General features: G+C 70.3%; 17 protein-coding genes. 10 read left to right on the top strand and 7 right to left on the bottom strand.

Annotation, left to right across the window (positions count from 1 at the left end; all coding sequences use genetic code 11):
- Positions 1-309: 309 nt before the first annotated feature.
- Positions 310-999, bottom strand: coding sequence for a hypothetical protein (locus ASC99_RS23055; RefSeq protein WP_057235061.1), 690 nt, complete (start codon positions 997-999; stop codon positions 310-312).
- Between the two features lie 181 nt (positions 1000-1180).
- Between ASC99_RS23055 and ASC99_RS23060 the strand changes: the two genes are divergently transcribed.
- Entirely contained in the window at positions 1181-1372 is a 192-nt protein-coding gene (locus tag ASC99_RS23060; protein ID WP_057235063.1) for a DUF1508 domain-containing protein, read from the top strand.
- Positions 1373-1485: 113 nt separating this feature from the next.
- Here ASC99_RS23060 and ASC99_RS23065 read toward each other — a convergent pair whose 3' ends face one another.
- Both ASC99_RS23065 and ASC99_RS23070 read right to left on the bottom strand, forming a co-directional pair.
- Entirely contained in the window at positions 1486-2538 is a 1053-nt protein-coding gene (locus tag ASC99_RS23065; protein ID WP_057235065.1) for a S1 family peptidase, read from the bottom strand.
- A 676-nt stretch (positions 2539-3214) separates the two neighbouring features.
- The gene (locus ASC99_RS23070; RefSeq protein ID WP_157531691.1) at positions 3215-3499 is read right to left on the bottom strand and encodes a hypothetical protein; all 285 of its coding nucleotides are present in this window, start codon (positions 3497-3499) and stop codon (positions 3215-3217) included.
- A gap of 101 nt (positions 3500-3600) precedes the next feature.
- On the opposite strand from ASC99_RS23070, the gene ASC99_RS23075 reads away from it, so the two are divergent.
- The 4 genes from ASC99_RS23075 (at position 3601) to ASC99_RS23090 (ending at position 7527) form a co-directional block, all read left to right on the top strand.
- Positions 3601-4308 (top strand): DUF6215 domain-containing protein, encoded by a 708-nt coding sequence (locus ASC99_RS23075; protein WP_063857151.1) that lies wholly within the window; start codon positions 3601-3603, stop codon positions 4306-4308.
- Between the two features lie 161 nt (positions 4309-4469).
- Positions 4470-5876 carry an FAD-binding oxidoreductase gene (locus ASC99_RS23080; RefSeq protein ID WP_057235071.1) on the top strand — a complete coding sequence of 469 codons (1407 nt, stop codon included), beginning with the start codon at positions 4470-4472 and terminating at the stop codon, positions 5874-5876.
- 144 nt (positions 5877-6020) lie between these two features.
- Positions 6021-6389, top strand: coding sequence for a DUF6188 family protein (locus ASC99_RS23085; protein WP_057235073.1), 369 nt, complete (start codon positions 6021-6023; stop codon positions 6387-6389).
- 46 nt (positions 6390-6435) lie between these two features.
- Positions 6436-7527 carry a DUF5685 family protein gene (locus tag ASC99_RS23090; protein ID WP_057235075.1) on the top strand — a complete coding sequence of 364 codons (1092 nt, stop codon included), beginning with the start codon at positions 6436-6438 and terminating at the stop codon, positions 7525-7527.
- Between the two features lie 83 nt (positions 7528-7610).
- Here ASC99_RS23090 and ASC99_RS23095 read toward each other — a convergent pair whose 3' ends face one another.
- Positions 7611-10184, bottom strand: a complete 2574-nt coding sequence (locus ASC99_RS23095; RefSeq protein WP_057235077.1) for a collagenase — start codon at positions 10182-10184, stop codon at positions 7611-7613.
- A 258-nt stretch (positions 10185-10442) separates the two neighbouring features.
- Between ASC99_RS23095 and ASC99_RS23100 the strand changes: the two genes are divergently transcribed.
- From ASC99_RS23100 to ASC99_RS41965, 3 genes are all read left to right on the top strand, one after another.
- Entirely contained in the window at positions 10443-11252 is an 810-nt protein-coding gene (locus ASC99_RS23100; protein WP_235502581.1) for a nucleotidyltransferase domain-containing protein, read from the top strand.
- A gap of 121 nt (positions 11253-11373) precedes the next feature.
- Positions 11374-12138, top strand: coding sequence for an SDR family NAD(P)-dependent oxidoreductase (locus tag ASC99_RS23105; RefSeq protein WP_057235080.1), 765 nt, complete (start codon positions 11374-11376; stop codon positions 12136-12138).
- Between the two features lie 777 nt (positions 12139-12915).
- Positions 12916-15552, top strand: a complete 2637-nt coding sequence (locus tag ASC99_RS41965; RefSeq protein ID WP_162257911.1) for an NPCBM/NEW2 domain-containing protein — start codon at positions 12916-12918, stop codon at positions 15550-15552.
- Between the two features lie 64 nt (positions 15553-15616).
- Here the strand turns inward: ASC99_RS41965 and ASC99_RS23115 are convergent, their stop codons facing one another.
- The gene (locus tag ASC99_RS23115; protein ID WP_057235083.1) at positions 15617-17896 is read right to left on the bottom strand and encodes a glycosyl hydrolase family 18 protein; all 2280 of its coding nucleotides are present in this window, start codon (positions 17894-17896) and stop codon (positions 15617-15619) included.
- A 152-nt stretch (positions 17897-18048) separates the two neighbouring features.
- Here ASC99_RS23115 and ASC99_RS23120 point away from each other — a divergent pair, with 152 nt between their 5' ends.
- Positions 18049-19692, top strand: a complete 1644-nt coding sequence (locus ASC99_RS23120) for a hypothetical protein (protein WP_057235085.1) — start codon at positions 18049-18051, stop codon at positions 19690-19692.
- A gap of 233 nt (positions 19693-19925) precedes the next feature.
- Positions 19926-21596 (top strand): carbohydrate binding domain-containing protein, encoded by a 1671-nt coding sequence (locus ASC99_RS23125; RefSeq protein WP_235502573.1) that lies wholly within the window; start codon positions 19926-19928, stop codon positions 21594-21596.
- A 50-nt stretch (positions 21597-21646) separates the two neighbouring features.
- Here ASC99_RS23125 and ASC99_RS23130 read toward each other — a convergent pair whose 3' ends face one another.
- A complete protein-coding gene (locus ASC99_RS23130; RefSeq protein ID WP_063857157.1) occupies positions 21647-22306 on the bottom strand; it encodes a 4'-phosphopantetheinyl transferase superfamily protein in 660 nt (219 codons plus the stop codon).
- A gap of 40 nt (positions 22307-22346) precedes the next feature.
- Positions 22347-22696: CGNR zinc finger domain-containing protein (locus ASC99_RS37585; RefSeq protein WP_162257912.1), on the bottom strand; the 350-nt coding region annotated here is incomplete at its 5' end.

A 22696-nucleotide genomic window follows, 5' to 3' on the forward strand; every position in this document is an offset into this window, starting at 1 on the left:
ATCGACGAGGACCGCGGCTCGCATCGGTGACAGCACCCCGATAGCGGAGCCGGACGTCAGCAGCCGCCCGAGCGAAGTCTCGGCGGGGTAGTCGAGGCCAAGCAGCGTGGCCGGCAGGACATCGAAGGCGGTGCCCTCGGGCAGCCCGCCCGCGATGCCGGGCCTGTCGCCGTCGGAGTGAGCGTCAGCACGGCGTCGTCCGGGTCTGCGATCCCGGTTCGGACCGGGACTTCGTGGTGGTCTCCGTGCAGGGTCAGGTGGACGGCCGGGGGGCCGGCGGGCCCGCTGCTGCGGGTTCTGGCTGGTCGGCTAGTTCCGTGGGCGAGGCGCGGGCTTGTCCGGCTCAGGCCGCCATGGCTGGTCGGGCGGCTCCCCCGGGTCCTCTCGCCGCTGGCCTGAAATCTGACGCAGGATCGCGCGATTCGAAACCTGGCGCTCCCGTTCAGCAGTGCTGCCGTACGGATCGGATGGTGGCAGGGGCTGCTGCGCGGGGCGCGGTGCTGCGGACAGCCGAAGTCCCTGACCGCAGTGGTCCTGCGCCTGGATGATGCGAGGCGGGGACGGCGGTTCGGGCCAGATGCTGATCTGGTAGTCCTCGACCGGCTGGCTGACGACCGCATCGAAGGCGTTGTCGCGCCCGCGCGCCTGAACCAAGATGCGGTACCAGCCCGCTCCTTCCGGTGTCAGCAGCGGGAGTTCGAGGGTCGGGCCGTTGGCGAGCGAGTCGACGCGAAGGCTTCCGTTCGGGGCGTGGATGCTGGCCTCGACGATCTCCGTCCAGTCATCTGCCGGCAGCTGGGTCTCCGGCGGGCGGGCGGCTCGAACGGTGACGGCCACTGCCACAGGTCCGCTGTCGATGCCGGTGTGGATGCGGGTGCCGGCGGTCATGATGACGATCAGTCCGGTCGAAAAGTCCTCCGGACCGGAAGGGATCATGCCCGCGTCGAGCAGGCCGAAGGAGTGGTCCGCGACGCGGACCAGCACCGGGTTGCTCGTCATCCTGGGCCCCCAGCGCCGTCATGTCCCCACAATGTCCCCACAGCGACGCCTGCTCCATATCCGGGAGGCATTGCCAACCTGAGTGGGATCCACCCGGATGCTTGATCTGGCATGCGACATAAGGGCTGCCAGCCTACGGTGCGTCAGGAGGGGGCGTACCTACCCGAGAGGTGAAAGACCCATGGCAGGGAAGTTCGAGCTCTACACCGACACGTCGGGCGTGCACCGGTTCCGACTCAAGGCGGCCAACGGCGTGGTGGTGATCACCAGCGACCCGCACGAGACCAAGGAACAGTGCATGAAGAGCATCGATTCGATCAGGAAGCTCGCGCCCTACGCGCAGGTGCAGGAGTCCGCACCGGCTCGGGCCTGAGCGCCCTGACCGCCCGGAGGGCCGACCCCACGCGAGGCGGGGTCGGCCCTCCGCGCTGCGCGGACGGTCCGTCAGCGGGGTGGACGGTCCGTCAGCAGGGATGTACGGGCTCGTCAGTAGACGCTGACCCCGTAGGCACTGAGCGCCTCCACCACCGGCTGGAAGAAGGTGGTGCCGCCACTGGAGCAGTTGCCGCTGCCGCCCGAGGTCAGGCCGTGGGCGGTGTTGCCGGAGTACAGGGCGCCGCCGCTGTCGCCCGGCTCCGCGCAGACCGTGGTGCGGATCAGGCCGCGTACGCTGCCCTCGGCGTAGTTGACGGTGGCGTTCAGTGCGGTGACCTGGCCGCTGTGCACCTTGGTGGTGCTGCCGCTGCGGTAGACGGTCGCCCCGACGGCGGGGGTGCTCGCGGCGGTGATCCGCCGGGTGGTGCCGTTGTACAGGTCGACCGAGGACGGCGGGATCGACCCGTTCGTGTACCGGACGATGGCGAAATCGTCACCCGGGAAGCGGGAGTTGGTCGTGTTGCCGAGCTTGGTGGTCTGGCTCTGGCTGGTGTACCAGGAGGACACCGCGTTCCCGCAGTGACCGGCCGTCAGGAACGAGTACGTGCTGCCGCTGCGCACGTTGAAGCCCAGCGAGCAGCGGTAGCCGCCGCCGTAGATCGCGTCGCCGCCGGCCAGCTTGGTGCTGAACCGGCCGGCCACCTGCTCCACCCGGACGGCCGCGCCGAGCCGCTGGGCGGCCTCGGTGACCTGGGTCAGCTTGGCGCCGTTGACGCTCTCGTCCACCGAGAGCAGCACCTGGTTGCTCACCGGGTCGACCGACCAGGCGGTGCCGGGGACGGCGGCGGAGCGGTCCAGTTCGGCGGTCGCGGCGGCCAGCTGCGCGCCGCTGCGGCTCACCAGCTGGGCCACCGCGCCGGTCGCCCTGACCTGCTGCGCGGCGGACTGGTCCGTGACGGTGACGACCAGTCGGCCGCTCCCGTCCAGGTACGAACCGGCGCTGCGCTCCTCGCCCAGCGACTGCTGGAGGGCGGTGGCCACGGCGGCGGCCTGCTCGCCCACCGGGGTGGCACGGGCGACGGCGGCGGACGGCAGGGCGAGCGCGGAGCCGGTGACGAGCATCGCGACGGCGGCGAGCAGGACGGCGGGACGGCGGTTCCTCATGGGCTTCTCTCCCGGTGGGGGCTGGGGGACTTGCTGCTGAGCACCACCTTCCGACCACCCCATGTGCACGTCAACCGGAACGTTCCTGCCAACCTTTCCGTCAACTCCACTGCCAGGCGTCCGACTTGCCCATAAGACCGACCGGCAAATGGTGGGCGGGTGAAGGAGCGGCGTCCGGGCCGAGTCTGGGCGGTGCCGACGAGGGAGTAGCAGCGGAGCTGCGGCGACTGAGNCTGGACGGCTTCTCCTCAGTCGCCGCAGCTCCGCTGCTACTCCCTCGTCGGCACCGCCCAGACTCGGCCCGGACGCCGCTCCTTCACCCGCCCACCATTTGCCGGTCGGTCTAAGCACCGGATCTCTCCGAAAGCCTCACACCTGGCATCTGTCGGCCGTTCGTGTGCCATGCCTAGGGTCCAGCAATGGACTACTGCGCCCCCTGCCGCCGACACCTCAACGGCGCCCTGTCCTGCCCAGGCTGCGGAGCCCCGGCCTCGGCCACCGCGCCCGCCGCCGCGCCGCGTGACTCCGCCCCCACGGTGGCGCCGCGTACTGCCGCCCGTCGCCGACGACGCCGACGCGGCCCTGCCGTCGCGGCCACCGCCCTCGCCCTGGCCGTCGGCGGCGCCGGAGTGCTCGCGCTGCTCCCCGGCCCGTCCTCGGTCGAGCCCACACCCCGTCAGGACCGGCCGACCGCTGCTGCCGCCACGCCCAGCACCACCACCCCGACAGCGGTACCCAGCATCAAGCCATCCCCCTCGGCCACCGCCCGGCCCAGCAGCGCCCGGCCGAGCGTCAGCCCGTCCACCGCCCCCGCCTCCTCCACTCCCCCCGCCGCCAGCACCGTCACCACCCCAGCGGCCCCGGCCCCGGCCCCGGCCCCGTCCTCGGCCGCCCCCAGCCCGGCCCACCCGACGACACCCCCGCCCTCGCCCTCGCCCTCCCCCACCTGCAACCGCTTCATCTTCTGGTGCACCTGAACCCACGTGCGACTCCGGAACGGCCGCTGATACCTTCGCCCGAGGTCACCGCGCTCTTGCGCTGAACCGACCCAGGGGGATCTCCATGACAACTGACACACCATCGGCGCCGGTCGCGGCCGCACCGCCCGGCCACCCGTCCGGCAAGGGCGCCAGGAGCGCCGGCCTCCAGACCGCCACCGCCGTGGCACTGGCCGCCGCCGTCCTCGGGGGCATGTGGGGGGCGGGCCTGTTCCACCCGACGGCCACCGACGACAAGCCCGCCGCGTGCAACCCGCCCAAGGCCACCGACGCACCCGAGTACCCCGCCCTCTGCGCCGCACTGAACCGCCCCGACCTGCCGACACTGCTCGGCACGCCGGACACCCACGTGTCGATCGCGCAGTCCGGCGGCGGCCCGATGACCTTCGCGGACGGGACGGTGGAGTACGACGCCTCGGCGCAGGTGCAGCTCGGGACGACCCATGTGGAGATCACCGACAACCACCTGCTCTCGGTCAGGACCGCCACCGCCTTCGCGAGCCTGCTGCCCCAGCCGACCTCGCTGCTCGGCCACCCGGCGGCCACCTACTCCGACCACACCCTGGCGCTCAACTTCAACGGCGCGAACACCACCACCGGGACCGGTGGCATCGCCCGGCACCTGGTGGTCGCGAAGGGCCCCGACATCAACGGCGGGTCCTTCGAGATCACCATCTGGCGCCAGGACCGCGGAGCCCCCGACGAGGCCGCGCTGTTCCGGATCGCCGCCCAGGTCTTCCCCACCCTCCAGGGCTGGGTCCCCGGCCCGTAACCGGCCTGCCCACCCGCCTGCCCACCACCTGCCCACCAACCTGCCCACCCGCCTGACAGAGTGCAGGACCGGGCCCCGGGTGCGTGGCACTCTGTCCGTGGTCCTGACCTTCCGTCGGACGATAGCCTCCCGGGCAGGTCACCGAGTGAAGGCAGGTCCCCGTGGGCTCCAACGGCAGCAGTCCCGTCGTCAACGGCGGTGTGTCGTTCTGGTATTCGTCGATCGGACTGCCCGCGCCACGCCCCGGACTGCCGGGCGGTACGGACGTCGACGTCTGCATCGTGGGCGGCGGCTACACCGGGCTGTGGACGGCCTACTACCTCAAGAAGGCCGACCCCGGCCTGCGGGTGACGGTGCTCGAGCAACGGGTCTGCGGCTACGGGGCGTCGGGCCGCAACGGCGGCTGGCTGTACAACGGCTTCGCCGGTCGCGGTGCGTTCGCCCGCCGGTACGGCGCCGCCCCGGCCCAGGCGATGCAGCGGGCGATGGACGACTCGGTACGCGAGGTGGTGGACACCGCCGCCGCCGAGGGCATCGACGCCGACATCGCCCTGGGCGGCGTACTGGAGGTGGCCAGGACACCTGCCCAGCTGACCCGGATGCGGGCCTTCGCGGCCGAGGAACACGCCTTCGGCGAGAGCGAGTTGGCCGTACTCTCGGCCGCCGAGGCGACCGCCAGGGTCCGGGTGGACGGCGTGCTCGGCGGCACCTGGACGCCGCACGGCGCCCGGATCCAGCCCGCGAAGCTGGTCCAGGGTCTGGCCCGGGTGGTGCAGGAGCTCGGCGTGGTGATCCACGAGAACACCGAGGTGACGGCGATCCACCCGGCCGGGCCCGGCCGCCGGGCCCGGGCGGAGACGGCCGCCGGGACGGTCACGGCCGACTACGTGCTGCGCGCCACCGAGGGGTTCACGGCCGGGCTGCGCGGCGAGCGGCGGACCTGGCTGCCGATGAACTCCGCGATGATCGTCACCGAGCCGCTGCCGGAGTCGTTCTGGGCGGCGACCGGCTGGCAGGGCCACGAGGTACTGGGCGACTTCGCGCACGCCTACATGTACGCACAGCGCACCGCCGACGGCCGGATCGCGCTCGGCGGACGCGGCGTGCCGTACCGCTACGGCTCCCGCACCGACACCGACGGCTCCACCCAGCAGCGGACGGTGGACCAGCTCCGGGACATCCTGCACCGGTTCTTCCCCGGCGCCGGCGAGGCCCGGATCGACCAGGCCTGGGCCGGGGTGCTGGGCGTGCCCCGGGACTGGTGTGCCACCGTCGAGCTGGACCGCGCCACCGGCCTGGGCTGGGCCGGCGGCTACGTGGGCAGCGGCGTGACCACCACCAACCTGGCCGGCCGTACCCTCCGCGACCTGGTGCTCGGCGACCGCACCGAGCTCACCGCACTCCCCTGGGTGGGACACACGGTCCGCCGCTGGGAGGTGGAGCCGCTGCGCTGGCTCGGGGTGCACAGCCTGTACGCCGCCTATCACGCCGCCGACCGCCAGGAGGCGGCCGGTCGCGCCACCACCTCCCCGATCGCCCGCCTGGCCGACCGGATCTCCGGCCGCTGAACCGGCCGCCGAACCAGTGGCGGCAACCGGCCCCGACCGGCCGGGGTACGTGACGCGGGCAGATCAGCGGACCAGAATGGAGGGGCGCACCGAGGGGCTGTGTGACGATTCGCGTCGGACAGCCCTGGCTCCAGGAGGCACCGGATGACCGAGTCGATCGCCGAGCTACTGGCGGGCCTTCAGGTCCAGCGGGTCCGGGCCGGCACCGGCCTGCGGCTGGAACTGAGCGGGTCGGTCACCGTCCTGGTCGACAGTGACTTCCGACTGCTGGCCGCCGGGGGCGTGGAGCACTTCTACCCCCAGCTCGGCACCGGCGTGAGCGGCGGCCTGGCCGTGCTGACCGGCAGCCGCCTGACCGGCGCCGCGGTCAGCCCGGCGGGCGGGCTCGAGCTGGCCTTCGACAGCGGACGCCGGCTCGTCGTGCCGCCGGACACCGCCGAGCACCCCTGGCAGATCATCGGCCCCGACGGCCCGCTCTTCACCGCCGAGCCCGGCGGCTACCTGACGGGCTGAGCCCACCCGTACCATGCTCCCGGACCACGATCACAGGGGGACGGGAATGTTCGGGATCATCAGACCATGTCGGCACAGCCTGCCCGAACCACTGCGCGCCGCCTGGCTCGCACACCTCTGCGGGCTCTGCCTGGCCCTGCGGGACGGCCACGGCCAGTTGGCCAGGACGGCCACCAACTACGACGGCCTGGTCATCTCGGTGCTGGTCGAGGCGCAGTCGGCGGCGTCGCCCAGCCGCCGCCAGGCCGGTCCCTGCCCGCTGCGCGGCATGCGCGGCGCCCAGGTGGCGGACGGCGAGGGCGCCCGGCTGGCGGCGACCGTCTCGCTCGCACTCGCCTCGGCCAAGGTGCGCGACCATGTCCTGGACGGCGACGGGGTGTTCGCCCGCCGACCGGTGGCGAGCACCGCACGTCGGGTGGCCCGGCGCTGGGACCGGCAGAGCGGCCGGGCGGGTGACACGGTCGGCTTCGACACCGCCGTCCTGCTCGAAGCAGCGGACCGCCAGGGCGAGTTGGAGCGCACCGCGACGGCAGGCAGCCCGCTGCTGACCCTCACCGAACCGACCGAGACCGCCACCGCTGCGGCCACCGCCCACACCGCCGTACTCGCCGGACGCCCGGGCAACGCGGCCGCCCTGCACGAGGCGGGACGGCTCTTCGGCCGGCTGGCCCACCTGCTGGACGCCGCCGAGGACCAGGCCGAGGACGACGCGAACGGAGCCTGGAACCCGCTGACCGCCACCGGCACCAGCCGCGCCGAGGCCGAACGGCTCTGCCGGGACGCCGTCCACGGCATCCGACTCGCCCTGGCCGAAGTGGAGTTCACCAACCAGGCACTGCCGCACCGGCTGCTGGCGCACGAGACCCAGCGCGCGGTCGACCGGGTCTTCAACCAGATCGACCACGAGACCCCGGCCCCCGAGCAGCCCCGCCCGTCGCGCGACCCGCTGGGCGCCTGCGCGATGTGGGCGCTCCTCGCCTGCAGCTGCCAACTGCTCTGCTGCGAGCACGAGGACCCGTGGTCCGGCGAGCGACGTGAGGGCTTCTGCAGTAGGAACAACTGCTGTGACGGGTGCGACTGTTGCAGCGGCTGTGACGGCTGCGACTGCTGCTGTGACGGTTGCGGGTGCGACTGCTGACGAGGCGTCACCGGACGCACGACACTGCCCGGCAGTGATCCCTGAGGATCAACTGCCGGGCAGTGGAAGGGCGGTGTCGGAGATCAGAACTGGGTGCTGACGGTGACGCCGCTGAAGCCGGTGCTGGTGTACAGGCTGAGGTAGCGGTAACCGGCCGTCGGGTTGGTGACGGTGATGCTCTGCGTGGTGCCGGGGTTGGTCGAGGACGCGGTGAACGCGCTCGGCGAGGCCCAGGTGTTGGCGTTGTAGTAGAGGAAGGCGTCGCCGGTGCCGCCGGAGGTGGTGACCTTCAGCGTGCTGACACCGGCCGGCAGGTAGACGTACAGGTAGTCACTGTTGCCGGCCGTCGCCGCGCGGTTGGACCGCGAGCAGTTCTGGCCCATCGCGTCGGCGCGCGCCTCGGTGCAGGTCGGCAGGGTGACGGGGCCGCCACCGGTGAGCACGGTGACCGAGGTCGGGGAGGTGGCACTCCGGCCGTTGCTGTCGGTGGTGGTCAGGGCGACCGTGTAGGTACCGGCGGCCGCGTAGGTGTGGCTCGGGTTCTGCACGTTCGAGGAGGTGCCGTCGCCGAAGGTCCAGTTCCAGGCGGTGATCTGCCCGGGGCCGGTCTGCACGGACCGGTCCGTCAGGCTGACCGTGGCACCGTTCACCGACGGGGTGAACAGGGAGGTCGGGCCAGTCGCGTAGCACGCGCCCGCCGCGCAGGCGGTCAGCCAGGCGTCGAAGTCGGCGTCGTAGCCGGTGCCGACGTTGTTGTAGACCGCGTAGCCACCGGCGTAGTCACCGGCCCGGAAGCGACCGAGCATGGTGTAGACGTCGCTCGGGTGCTTCTCGAACATGTAGCGCACCGCGAGGTAGCCCCACGGGTAGACCCGGGTCGAGTCCGAATTGCCGTACGTGTTCTGGAAGATGGTGCTGAGCTTGTAGGTGTGCTTGCCCGCCTCGGTCATCGCGTCGGTGTCCGTCGCGCCGCGGTAGGTGAAGGAGACGTACTCGGCGACACCCTCGACCCACCAGATGTCGGGAACCGACGTCTGGGTGCTGAAGTTGCCCTTCATGTCGTGGATACCGTCGAGGTAGTGGGTGTACTCGTGGTTGAGGTTCCACACCCGGGCGGTGTCGTTGAGGTTCCAGGACTTCTGGTACATCACCGTCACGGCCTGGTTGTTCGGGTCGGTCGGGTTCATCACGGTCTGGCCACCGTTGTCGGTGGAGTTGCCGTAGATCGCCCACGAGTACGTGGTGTAGTCGGTCTTGTTGGCGAAGATCCCGAAGATGACGGTCTTGTTGTACTGGTTCGGGATCGGTCCGTTGTCCTTGACCAGGTTGTGGAAGAACGTGTCCTCACCGCGCAGGCTGGTGCAGACGGCGGCCAGCTCGGCGGCCGAGAGCGCCTGGGTCTGGAGCGTGCGGTTGTCGCAGACCAGCTGGTTCGGCAGGACCGCCGCGGTCAGCTTCGCGGGCAGGTTGCAGGTGTTGTAGTACGAACACTGGCCCGGGTCGTAGTAGTTCGCCTGGTACGCGGTGCCGACATACAGCGGGCCGGTCTTGCCGAGGATCGGGCTGGCGTCGAGCACCCGCTTCACCGACGGCTTGACCGCGGTCTCGACGGCGGCGCCGGTGCCCGCCAGCCGGGACAGGTCGTTGCCGGCGTTGACGTCGAGCGCGCCGTTCGGCCCGCCGAGCAGGTCCTGGTGGTTGATCGCGAAGTCGGCCAGGGTGGTGGCGATGCTCGGGTCGGCAGCGACCGCCTGGACGAAGTCCGGGTTCCAGCTGCCCCGCCAGAGCGCGTACCGCAGCGGGGAGTTGACCGCGCTGACCATCGAGGGGATGGCGTTGTACGAGTTGTTGTACGCGTTCAGGACCTGCTTGTAGACGCCCAGGTAGCTGCCCTGCAGGTTGGCGCTGTCGGTGAAGGTCAGCACCTGCTTGAGGATGTTGCCGTTGGCGTCGGTGACGTCCTTCCAGCGCGTCCCGGCGAAGAAGGCGTCCATCCCCGCCTTGGAGGCGGCAGTCAGCGTGGCGTCGTAACTGCCCACCGCACCGGCGTTGTTGGACTGGACGTAGTAGCCGGCCCGCAGGAACAGCACCAGCTGCAGGATGCTGTTCGAGTTGTCACCGGCGTAGGCGGTGGCCCGGTTCTTGAAGGCGGCCGCGACGGGCAGCATCTGCGACTGCTTGAAGACACCGGCCGCAGGGGTGCCCGTGATGTCGAACAGCGTGCTGACGCAGTCCGTGGTCGAGCTCTCGATGAAGGCGACCAGGTCGGCGCCGGTACGGGTGGTGAAGTCGGCCGGGGTGCAGCTCTGCGCGACAGCGGCGGCGGCAGCCAGACCCGCCTTCTTCTCCGCCGGGCGGGAGGCGGTGTTCGGCACGGCTGCCGTACCGACCGGCTCGCGCATCGCGGCCTGGCTGAGCTGGGCCGCCGACAACGGGGCGGCGGGCGAGGCGAACTGGTCGGAGTCGGCCGCGAAGGTGGCCAGACCGGCCGGCTTCGGGGCCGCAACGGAGGCTGCGGAGGAGGCCGCGACTGCCACCGGCTTGGTGGCGGACGGGCCGGGCGCGGCGATCGCGGAGGCGGGCAGCAGAGAGGCGACCGTGGCGACGCCGGCTATGACGCCGGCTGCGAGGGTGGATATCGGTAGACGCAGGCGCACTGCCAAGTCCTTTTCCTGTGGGGGGCACTCACTGAGCATCAGGCGGGACAAGCGGGGGACGTGGCGTGCATCCTGCCACCGAATGACCGGCAGAACAATGTCACAGGTCATATCGCACGACTACTGATGGCCATCCGGTTACTTCATCTGCATTTCGACCATTCCGTCCGGCCCATCTCCTCGACTGCAACGGGACGTTGGCCGTACGGAAACGGCTGGCCCGACCCGCCGACGGCCTGCCAGACTCACCCCGTGCAGATGATGATCATCAAGGAGATGGCCGACCGCCTGTCCCAAGTACCGGGCGTCGTCGGAGTACTGCTCGGCGGCAGCCGGGCCCGCGGCGAGCACCGACCAGACTCGGACTGGGATCTCGGCGTCTACTACCGCGGCGAACTCGACCTCACGGCGCTACGCACTCTGGCCGGCCCGGAGGTGGACGTGGCCGGCCCGGGCGACTGGGGACCCTGGGTCAACGGCGGCTCATGGCTCCGGGTCGATGGCCTGCAGGTCGACTGGATCCTCCGGGACCTCGACCGGGTCGAGCAGGTCTGGGCGGACTGCCTCGATGGCCGGTACGAGGTGGGCATCCAGGCCGGGCATCCACTCGGATTCTGGTCCCCCTGCTACCCGGGCGAGGTGGCACTCGGTCAGATCCTGACCGACCCGACCGGCGAACTGACGACCCTTCAGCGCCGGACCGCGACCTACCCCGAGCCCCTGCGCGACGCCCTGACAGCGGGTGCTTGGGAGGCCGGGTTCCTCCTCGACGCCGCAGCCAAGGGCGCAGCCCGCGCCGACGCCCTCTACGTCTCCCTCTGCCTCTCCCGAGCCCTGGGCGTGCTCGTCCAGGCGATGTACGCCCACGACCGCCGCTGGTGCCTCAACGAGAAGGGCGCCCTCCCCACCGCCGAAACCCTCCCGAGCACCCCACCCGACTTCGGCCCCCGAGCCCGCCGCCTGCTGGGAGCCCCTGGCGAGACACCCGAGTCCCTGACCGCCACGGTGACCGAAGCCCGCGCCCTCGTCACGAAGACCCGGGCCGCACTCGGCTCCCGCACCGACTGACAACCCGACGCACCTACGCCGCCGGCCCACTCCAAGCAGCCTGAACACCCCTCCACAAACGTGCGCAGCAGCACTAGGCTCACGGGCCGAAGGTGATCATGGGCGAGGGCGGGGGTCAGCGATGCAGCAGCGAGTCGCAGTGGTGTCAGGTGGCGGGACGGGCATCGGTAAGGCGATCGCACGCGAGCTCGCCGCAGCCGGGAGCCGGGTGGTCATTCTCGGCAGGCGCCTCGACGTACTGGAACGAGCCCGAGCCGAGATCGACCGCGCGGTGGGAACTCCGCGTGTGGTGCCGATCGCGGCCGACCTGACCATCCCAGCCCAGGTCAACGACGCTGTACGCGCGATCGCGGACATCGGCCCGGTCGATGCCCTGGTCAACAACGCGGGAGGGGTGGTCACCCAGCCCGCCGATGGGAGCCTCGACGCGCTGGCCAACGCCTGGCGACGGGACCTGGACACCAACCTGCTGACCGCTGTGCTACTCACCACGGCGCTGCTCGACCACCTGCGCCGCCCAGGCGGACGGCTGGTCGTGATCAGCTCGGCCGCCGCACAACGCGGCGGCGCCGGCCCGCACTCGGCCGGCTCCTACGCAGCCGCCAAGGCCGCGCTGCACGGCTGGGCGTTCGGCCTGGCGCGGCAGCTGGGACCGGACGGCATCACCGTCAATGTGCTGGCACCCGGCTACGTGTCGGACACCGAGATCTTCGGCGCGGACTGGACCCCGGAGTTCCACGCGAGCAAGATCGCCGACACCTTGGTCGGCCGTGCCGGCACCCCCGCAGACGTCGCCACCGCCGTCACCTACCTGACCTCCCCTGCGGCCGGCTACCTCACAGGCCAGGTGATCGGCCTCAACGGCGGCGCGGTACTGGGCCGCTAGCGCCCAACTCGTTCAGTGGGTCAGGAGCCGCTGGTAGTCGTCCTGCGGCCAAGGCGGCGTCTCGGACTCCCGCCGTCGGATCTGACGCGTGCTCACCATGATGTGATCCACGCCGAGTTGACGCGGCGGCGATAGGAGCTGGGTCCCGACGAGCAGGGCCGACCGAGCTGGGGCCCGCGCGACCAGCTCACCGGCAACCTGGTCCTGCGCAGACGAGCCTTCCGGGGAGGGACACTACTCACGCCTGCCGCGACATGCAACGCATCAATGAAAGTTTTCTACACCAACGTCATTCTGCAGTTGCAAGTCAGCAGTTGACCCCAGCCCGCTCGCACCGCTCCAGGCGTGTTCACCCCGCCCCGGCCGCCCTGCCCGAGCGGGCGCCATCCGGCCGTGTCACACCGCTGACCTGCCGATACGCGATGCCGTCCGCCTCAACACCATCAACTCCACCGCGTCGAGACAGCGCACCTGAACCGAGAAACGCGACCCGCACACAAGCGGGCCCGGCGCGATCGGCCCGACCGCGACTCTTGACACCGCTTCGCCGCCAAGTACTCAATAGGCAACACAGTTGAACTTCTTCCAACACGGCGAGCAACGAAAAGCCGCGCGACAGACCAACCTGAGCGACCGCAGAGCCGGCCCAGGCGACCTCCTCCGCCAACCAGCCGTCGGCACCGTGCTGCCCAAACGCGTCCCACACCCCCACCGCTGGACGGTCGAGTTCGACCGCCCTCCTACAAGAACGCCCCCACACGAAAGGATCGACGGCACATGCGTCGTCTTGCCTGTGCACTGTCTGCCGTACTCGCAGCAGTCGGCACCACAATCGTCCTGCCCAGCGCACCAGCGACAGCAGCGGCAACGCCCTACGTGTTCGAGGTCGAGAACATGTCGCTGACCAACTTCGCGACGGACACCGTGAGCCATACCTGGAACGGCACGTCGGTCGACACCGTCACGTACGCCCGGGGCGTGGCCGGACAGACGAGCATCGCCGGCAAGGCGTTCAACGGCGCTGACGGAACCTACGACCTCATCACGCGCTACAACGGCAAGACCGCCAACGGGGTGACCTACAAGCTCTCCGTGAACTCCGTCCCGGTGGACACCTGGGCCACGTCCCAGCGGTACGGCACCGACTACACCGACCCGAAGAACATCGACACCCGTACCTCGAGCAAGGTACAGCTCAAGGCCGGTGACACCATCGAGCTGACGGCCACGTCCGCCGGCGAGGTGCCGCGCATCGACAGGATCACGATCCAGCCGTACGTCGGGCCGCCCACCAGCACGCTGACCATCAACTCGCCGAACACCACGCTGAACGACGGCTTCAACTGGGGCAAGGACCGGGCCCTGGGCATGACGTTCTACCCGGGCAACCCGATGATGGGGCACGAACCCGAGTGGTGGCGCCTCAAGAACGCCACCCACCCGGCCGTGGAGCCCGGCTACTGGGGTGCGTACACCAACCGGGAGTCGTACTACAACCGGGACATCTCCCACCAGTCGGACGGTGCGCACGCGCTCGGCCTGGATGCCGAGACGCTCAGCATGCTGAAGACCTTCGCCGCCGATGCCGACGATCCGGGTCAGAACGGCTGGCCGCTGTGGGCGCACAGTTCCTCCGGGGCGATGTACTACATCGACGGCACCGGATTCCGTGAACTGCCGTCGCCGTTCAACCTGATGACCAAGGCGTACAAGCAGTACCAGTGGACGGGCAACGCCGACTGGATCAACGATCCGGCCCTCTCCGCCTACTACGACTCGACGATGGGTCAGTTCCTGACCAACCACGAGGTGGTCTGGAACGACGCGAACCCGGCCGCCGAGCAGCCGGTTTCGAGGAAGCAGGCCGGTGAGTACACGGCAACGTTCTTCGAGTTCCCGAACGAGAACCTCGTCTCCGCGGCCGACTCGCTCGGGTACCAGTACCAGTCGATGCTGGCCTACTCGGAGATCCTGAAGGCGAAGGGCGACAACGCCAACAGCGTGAAGTGGGCCGACCGTGCCCAGCGGGTGCGCGCTCAGTTCGAGGCGAACTGGTGGGATGCGTCGAACAACCGGTACATGCGCGGCAAGGACGCCGCCGGTACGGGCTACAGCAGTTGGGGCCACGAGGCCAGCTTCCTGATGATGCTGACCGGGCTGGGCGACCACGGCAGCAGGACCAGCAGCTACCTGGACTTCATCGCCGCCAACGACGACGCCCTGAACGTCGAGGCGACCTCCTACCTGCCGGAGATGTACTACCAGTACAACCGGTCCGACGAGGGCTGGGCGTGGCTCAAGAAGCTGATGACCGGTAAGAACACCTACCCGGAGATCTCGTTCCTGGCGGTCAGCAGCACCGTCGACGGCATGATGGGCGTTCAGCCGGATGCCCCGCACGACAAGGTGGCGACCGTCTCGCGGCTGACCTCCGAGACGCCGTGGGTGGAGATCGACCACCTCAAGGTCGGTGACAACGACCTGAAGCTCAAGCACACCGGTACGACCGCGTCCACGCTGACCAACAACTCCGGCGGCACCGTCAGTTGGGAGGCGCAGTTCTACGGCGCCCCCGCCACGATCACCGTGAACGGCACCGCCCAGACCCCGCAGACCAGGTCGCTGTACGGCAAGACGGTCTCCTACGTGACCGTACCGGTCGCCGCCGGTGCGTCCGTGACCGCGTCCACCGGGCCTGCGGCCGGCGACACCACGGCCCCCACCGCGCCGACCAACCTCACCTCGAGCAGTGTGACGTCGAACAGCGTGGACCTGAAGTGGACGGCGTCGACCGACGACGTCGGCGTCACCGGCTACAACGTCTACCGCGGGACCACGCTGGTCGGTTCGTCGACGGGTACGAGCTTCACCGCGACGGGGCTGTCCGCCGCGACGCCGTATACCTTCACGGTCAAGGCGGTTGACGCCGCTGGGAATCTCTCCGGGGCCGGCAACACCCTCTCCGTCACCACCGCCGCCACCGGCGGAAGCGGACAGACGGTCGATCTGAGCGATCTCGCCTGGAGCAACGCCAGGAGCGACTTCGGCACCGTCCAGAAGAACAAGAGCATCGATGGCAACCCSATCAGGCTGAACGGCACCGCCTACGCCAAGGGCATCGGCACCCACGCCAACAGCACCGTCACCTACACCCTCAACGGCGCCTACGCACGCTTCCGCTCCGACGTCGGCATCGACGACGAGGTCAACGCCAACGCCACCGTCAAGTTCGAGATCTGGGGCGACGGCGTCAAGCTCTACGAAACCCCGGCAGCGATGACACCCTCGAGCGCCACCCAGTCCATCGACATCAGCATCACCGGCGTCAACTCCCTCGTCCTCAAGGCGACCGACGCAGGCGACGGCATCAACAGCGACCACGCCGACTGGGCCGGAGCCGCTCTGGTGCGGTAGCACCTACCGGACCCACCAGGTGAGCCGGGGTGAGCGGGCTGTGGCCCGCCCACCCCGGCAGTTGTCACTTCAGGCCGTTGTCGAGCGCCGTGATCAGGGCCCCGCCCGGCGTGTCACCGGACATCTCCCAGATCATCGCGCCCAGCAGGCCCTTGGACTTCACGTAGGCGGCCTTCTTCCCGATCGACCACGGGTCGTCGAAGGTCCACCACTGTCCACCGGCCGAGGTGTAGGCGTACGCCGACACCGACTGCTCGTCGTGCAGCACCGTCAGTCCCGGGAAGGTGGTCAGCAGGTTGTTGTACCCCCGCGTCCCTGCCTCCTCCGCGAACTGGCCCGGCGCCGCACCCGTCGCCGTCTGCCATTCGCCCTTCATGCCGCCATCGGTGACGCCCTGCCAGCCTCGCCCGTAGAACGGCAGGCCGATGGTGAGCTTGCGCGGGTTGACCCCGGCGTTCAGGTAGGCCTGGACTGCCGCGTCGGTGCTGAACTTCACCCCGTACGGGTCCTGGGCGTCCGGGTAGAGGTTGGCCTGGTGGCCGGTCCGGTTCGGCTCCCAGGAGTTGTCGCTGCCGGCCCCGTGGAAGTCGTAGCGCTGGACGTTCGCGATGTCCAGGTAGCTGAAGATCCTCGACAGGTCCCAGCCTTGGTCGATCTTGGCCGGGTCGGCGGGGGTGAAGGCGGTGAGCAGCCGGTGCGAACCGCCCAACGCGTCGAGCTGCTTCCTGAACTCGGCCAGTAGCGCGGTGTTGTTGGCCTTGTCGCCGGCGCTCCAGTGGTTCCCGGGGTGGCCGTCGGGCGAGCCCGGCCACTCCCAGTCCAGGTCGATGCCGTCGAAGATCCCGGCGGCCACGCCGTCGCCGCCCGCGCCGTTGTAGGCGGGCAGGTTGCCCTTGATCCAGACGTCGATGCAGGACTTGACGAACTTCTGCCGGGAGGCGTCGGTGGCGGCCACGTCGGAGAAGTACTTGGAGTAGGTCCAACCACCCAGCGAGACCACGACCTTGAGGTGCGGGTACTTGGCCTTGAGCTTCTTCAACTGGTTGAGGTTGCCCCGGAGTTTCCCCCAGCCGTCGTCGGCCACCCCGTCCACCGACTGGGCCGCACTGAACGGCCGCCCGTAGTCGGCGTCCGCGTCACCGGCGCCGGTGCCCTGGTCGGGGTCCTGCGGGTTGGCGGTGGTGCCCTTGGTGACACCGGCCAGGCAGGTCAGGTTGACCGGGTCGATGTTCTCGAAGGCGTAGTTGATGACGTCCAGCTTGGCGGCCGTGCCCGAGGTGTCCAGGTTCTTCACGAAGTACTGGCGTCCGTAGATGCCCCACTGGGTGAAGTAGCCGACCCGGGTGTACTTTCCGGCCCCGGCCAGGTCCCCGGTGGTCACGGTCAGCGCGGCCGACGGCGGCGACTGGTTGTCGACCGCGTCCCTCGCTCGCACCGTGAAGACGTAACTCGTTGCGGGTGCCAGCGAGTTCACCGTGACCGAGGTGCCAGTCACGCTCTGCACCGGTACGCCGCCCTGGTAGACGTCGTACGAGACCACGCCCACGTTGTCGGTGGCCGCGTTCCAGGCCAGCGTGACGGCGGCCGAAGTGACCGTGGTGGCCCGCACGTTGGTCGGCGCGGTGGGCGGCACCGGGTCACTCGCCGGGTCGGTGGTGGTCACCGCGACCGCCGGACTCACCGGCCCGAGGTTGCCCCGGGCGTCCTTGGCCCGCACGGTCAGGCTGTACGCCGTGGCCGGACTCAGCCCGGTCGCGGTGCCCGAGGTGCTGGCCGAAGTGCCGACCACCGTCGCGCCGTTGAGGATCTCGTAGGAGGCGACGGGGTGGTCCCCGGCACCGGCGGCGGCCCAGCTCAGCGCCACCGAACGGGTCGTCACGGCCACCACCGACGGCTTCCCGGGAGCACCGGGCGGCACATCGGGGGTGCCGTCGCACTTGTCGCCGTTGACCGTGCAGCCGGTGGGGGTGGCGATCGGGCCGGTGGCGACGAACCAGAAGCTGTAGGGCTCGGTGGTGCTCTTCGCGGCGACGGTGGCGTTGTAGTACGCGTTCCTGGCGACCACATGGCGGCCGGTCACGGTCGCCTCGCCGTTGTAGCTGCTGCTGATGGTGACGCCGGCCGGGAGGTCGAACTCCAGGGTCCAGCCGGTGACAGCGGTCGCGTTGTCGTTGCGGACCACCAGAGTGCCTTTCCACCACGAACCGTTGTCCGCCGAGCTGAACGCGGCGGTGAGCTTCCCGGCCGCATGGGCGGGCGGGGCGGCGAGGGCGGTGAACGCGGCCACCGGCAGCAGTAGTGCGCCGAGCAGGGCGGGCAGCCGACGTCTGAGGTATCCGGACATGGTTCTCCTGTTGGTGTGGGGGTTATGAACTGCTGGGGGTTGAGGGTGTTTTGGCGCCCACGAGTGCATTTTCGATCATGGTCTGTTGGGTGGCCGGGTCGGCTGTCGGTGGTGTGTGTGAGGGTGGTGGCACCGGCTGGGAGGGAGATGACGTGGCTGGGCCGAAGGGGAAGATCCGGCGGATCGACGCGCCGTTCGTTTCCCTTGGCCCGTCGGGTGTGACGATCCGTGACCGGCTCAAGGGGCTCACCTCCGGGGATGAGAAGGTGCTGCGGCTGGTCGGCGCGCATATGGGGGCGCTGGCGTCGGGGGACCTGAAGGCGCGCTGCGCGGACGGCCTGGAGCACGGCAACGAGACGTGGGCCGCGCGCAAACGTGACCTGACGGTGCGGTCGTCGTCGCGCTGGGCCGGGAGTGTCACCAAGACCACGCACGACCAGTGGGCACTGTCGCGTCGCGGCCAGGTCGCACACCTGGACTCGTTGGACGCGGGTATCCGGATGCTGCGGCAGCGCCTGTCGCTGCCGGTCGGGGAGAAGGGCACCAAGCGCGCGCCCGGTGGCTACCGCTCCAGGCACGAGTGGTTCGTCAAGTCCCGTCGCCTGCACCTCCTTGAGGAGCGGCGCGCTCAGGTCGCCGCCGACCGTGAGAACGGCATCGTGCATGTGGTGCGCGGCGGACGGAAATTGCTGAACACCCGGCACAACCTGGCTGTCGCGAACCTGACCGAAGCCGGGTGGCGCCGGCGGTGGGAGGCGGCGCGGTGGTTCCTGTCGGCTGACGGGGAGTCGGGCAAACGGTTCGGCAACGAGACGATCCGGGTCGCCCCTGACGGCGAGGTGAGCATCAGGCTGCCCGCCCCGCTCGCGGAGTACGCCAACGCCAGGAGCGGCCGGTACGTCCTCGCCGCGAAGGTGTCGTTCCCGCACCGAGGCACCGAGTGGGCCGACCGGATCGAGGGCAACCGGGCGGTCGCCTACCGCATCCACTACGACGTCGCACGCGGCCGCTGGTACCTCGACGCCTCCTGGACCCGGCCCGTCGTCCAGACCATGCCGCTGGCTATCGCCCGCGCCCAGGGCATGGTCGGCGTGGACACCAACGCCGACCACTTCGCCGCCTGGCACCTCGACGTCCACGGCAACCCCGTCGGCAACCCGCGCCGCTTCCCCTACGACCTGAGCGGGTCGGCCGATCACCGCGATGCTCAGATCCGACACGCCATCACCCGCCTCCTGCACTGGGCCACGCACCGCGGCGTCGCGGCGATCGGCCTGGAGAACCTCGACTTCACCGCCGAGACCACCCGTGAGAAGCACGGCCGCAACAAGCGGTTCCGACAGCTGATCTCCGGCATCCCGACCGGCAAGCTCAAGGCCCGGCTCGTCTCGATGGCCGCCGAAACCGGTCTGGCCATCGTCGCGGTCGATCCCGCCTACACCTCCCAATGGGGCGCGCAGCACTGGCAGAAGCCACTGGCGACCCCGCGACGCACCACCACCCGACACGATGCCGCGAGCATCGCTATCGGACGACGCGCCCTCGGACACCCGGTCCGGCGACGGACGGCACCGCCCCGTGCACACCAGAGCGATGCGCACGGGCATCGGACCGTCCAGGCCCAACCAGGTAGCCGGGGGCGTGAGGAAACCCGCCGCCCTGTCACGGAGCGTGCACACGATGCACGCAGCCGGACGGGGACAACGAGAACGCGGGCGACCAGCGCACCCAAACCCGTTCGGGACGCGCGCAGTGCCAAGACGTGGGTCCAAGACTCACTCCTGCCCACTGATTAGGAACGGTGCCTGACAGGTGATTGCAGAACCGTGCGGGCCGTCCGGTCGGGGGGCGGCGGTTTTCCAGGTGCCGAGATTCGCAATGTAAGAGGACTGGACCAACGAGTCAACAGGTCCATACCATTTGGCGCGGTGCCGTCCTGCCGACGGGCCCGGCCCCAACCGGGCTCGCACTCCCATCGGCTGACGCTCCGTCAGCGACGTACCCACCCATCCCCCACTGGAGGTACTCCTTGCGAACCCGATCCCGGCTGCTCTCCGGCCTGGGCGCCACGGTCCTGGCCGCCGCCGCGGCCCTGACCGCCCCCACCACCGCGCAGGCCGCCAACCTGCTGACCAATCCCGGCTTCGAGACCGGCACGCTGTCCGGATGGTCCTGCACCGGCGGTCTCGGCTCCGTGGTGAGCAGCCCCGTGCACGGCGGCTCCAAGGCCCTGGCGGGCGCCGCGAGCGCGAGCGACAACGCCACGTGCACCCAGACCGTCACCGTCCAACCCAACACCGCCTACACCCTGAGCGGTTGGGTCCGGGGCAGCTACGTCTACCTGGGCGTCACCGGCGGCACCTCGACCTGGACGCCGTCCGCCACCGCCTACACCAAGCTCAGCGTCTCGTTCACCACCGGGGCGAGCCAGACCAGCGCCCAGATCTACCTGAACGGCTGGTACGGGCAGGGCACTTACTACGCCGACGACATCAGCCTGGACGGCCCGGGCGGCAGCAGCGACACCGTGGCGCCGACCGTCCCGGCCAACCTGGCCTCCACCGGCAAGACCTCCTCCACGGTCTCGCTCTCCTGGTCCGCCTCCACCGACAACGTCGGCGTCACCGCCTACGACGTCTACCGGGGCGGCACCCTGGCCACCACGGTCGGCGGCACCAGCACCTCGGCCACCGTCACCGGCCTCAGCCCCGCCACCGCCTACTCCTTCACCGTGAAGGCCCGGGACCTGGCGGGGAACGCCTCGGCCGCCTCCGCCGCGGTCTCGGTCACCACCGACAACGGGACCCCGCCGCCGCCCGGCTTCAAGCAGGCCGCGCCGTACCTCTACCTCGGCTGGGGCGAGCCCCCGGCGCCCGCCACCGTGATGAGCGCGACCGGTATCAAGTGGTTCACCATGGCGTTCATCCTGGCCCAGAACGGCTGCAATCCCAGCTGGGACAGCCAGCGTCCGCTGCTCGGCGGTGTGGACCAGTCCACCATCGCCGCGATCCGGGCGGCGGGCGGTGACGTCGTCCCGTCCATCGGTGGCTGGAGCGGCAACAAGCTCGGCCCGAACTGCTCGACTCCCGAGGCGCTGGCCGGTGCCTACCAGAAGGTGATCGACGCCTACGGCCTGAAGGCGATCGACGTGGACATCGAGAACACCGACGAGTTCGAGAACGCCACCGTCCAGGACCGGATCATCAACGCCCTGAAGATCGTCAAGAACAACAACCCGGGCCTGCGGACCATCCTCACCTTCGGCACCTCGACCACCGGGCCGACCTCCTGGGGCAACCGCCTGATCGAGCAGTCCAAGGCGCTGAACGCCAACATCGACGTCTTCACCATCATGCCGTTCGACTTCGGCGGCGGCGCCGACATGTACGGCAGCACCGTCAACGCGGCCGAGGGCCTCAAGACCAAGCTGAAGTCCGTCTTCGGGTGGGACGACGCGACCGCCTACGCCCACCTCGGAATCTCCGGCATGAACGGTCTCAGCGACCAGCAGGAAGTGACCAGCGTGGACACCTGGACCAGGATCCGCGACTGGTCCAACTCCCACCACACCGCCCGGCTGGCCTTCTGGTCGGTCAACCGTGACCGGCCGTGCCCCGGCGGCGGCGTGGTCGAGAACTGCTCCGGAATCGCCCAGAACAACTGGCAGTTCACCTCGATCACGGCCGGCTTCGCCGGCTGATCACAAGGCGCCTCGGGCCCGCCGTCACCCGCTCCGAGTGACGGCGGGCCTCACAGCTGCTCCACCCGGGGCTCCTCGGTGCTGACCACCCCGACCGCCGCACCGTGCCGCTCGTCCACCCAGTCCAGCAGGTGCAGGTCGCCGTACCGGCTGCGCAGCGGCGAACCGTCCAACTCCAGTGCGGACAGGTCGATTTCGGTCAGCGTGTCGAGCGTGGTCCGCCCCAGTTTGACCATCGCCTCCTTGCGCACCCAGAGCCGCAGGAACGCCCGGTCCGGGTCGGCGTGCTCCCGGACCCGCCGCAACTCGCCCGCGCTGAGCACCCGTTCCATCACCTCGGCCGCCGTCCCCCCGGACGACTGCTCGACGTCCACCCCGACCGGGTGCAGTCCCGCCGCCGCGGCCACCACGCCCCGGCCGTGCGAGAGACTCACCTGCGCCTCCGGGTGCTCGGCCAGGTAGGGCTTGCCGTGGTCGTCCCGCGCGCAGTCCGGGCAGCGCTGAAGCAGCGTCAGTCCCGCCACCGGACGGCCCATCAGCCGGGCCGCGCACTCCCGTACCAGCAGGTGCGCCGCGACGAAGTCGGCCCGCGAGGACGCCAGCCGGAACCGGTCGGCCCGGGTGCGCTCCAGGTCCGTCAGCAGGTGCTCCCCCAGGTCGGGCCGCGCCAGTACCTCTGCGCTGCCCGCCATCATCACCAGCGGCGTCATCCGGTCCTCCACCCTCGCTGCGGTCCGGCCGAGCCTACCCTCACGCCTCCGCCCCCTTCTGCCGCCGGTAGTGCCTGGCCACCCGGGCCCGGTTCCCGCAGCGGGCCGCCGAGCACCACTGCCGCCGGGGGTTCATCGGCCGGAACAACAGCACACAGTCCTCCGCCGCGCACTCCCGGAGGGCCGCCAGCTCCACCGGATCGGCGATCAACTCGGCCACTGCGGCCGCCAGTTCGGCGGCCAGCCGGTCGGCCGTCCGACCTGCCCGGCGCTGCCGGTACGTCAGCTCCGCCCCGTCCAGGACCAGTTCCCCGACCACCGGCGCAGCGCCCAGCGCGGCGTTCAGGCCGGCCAGCACTGCCGCCGGCACCGGCTCACCGGCCCGCGCCC

This window comes from Kitasatospora sp. Root107 (genome assembly GCF_001424875.1).
Classification (GTDB): Bacteria; Actinomycetota; Actinomycetes; order Streptomycetales; family Streptomycetaceae; genus Kitasatospora.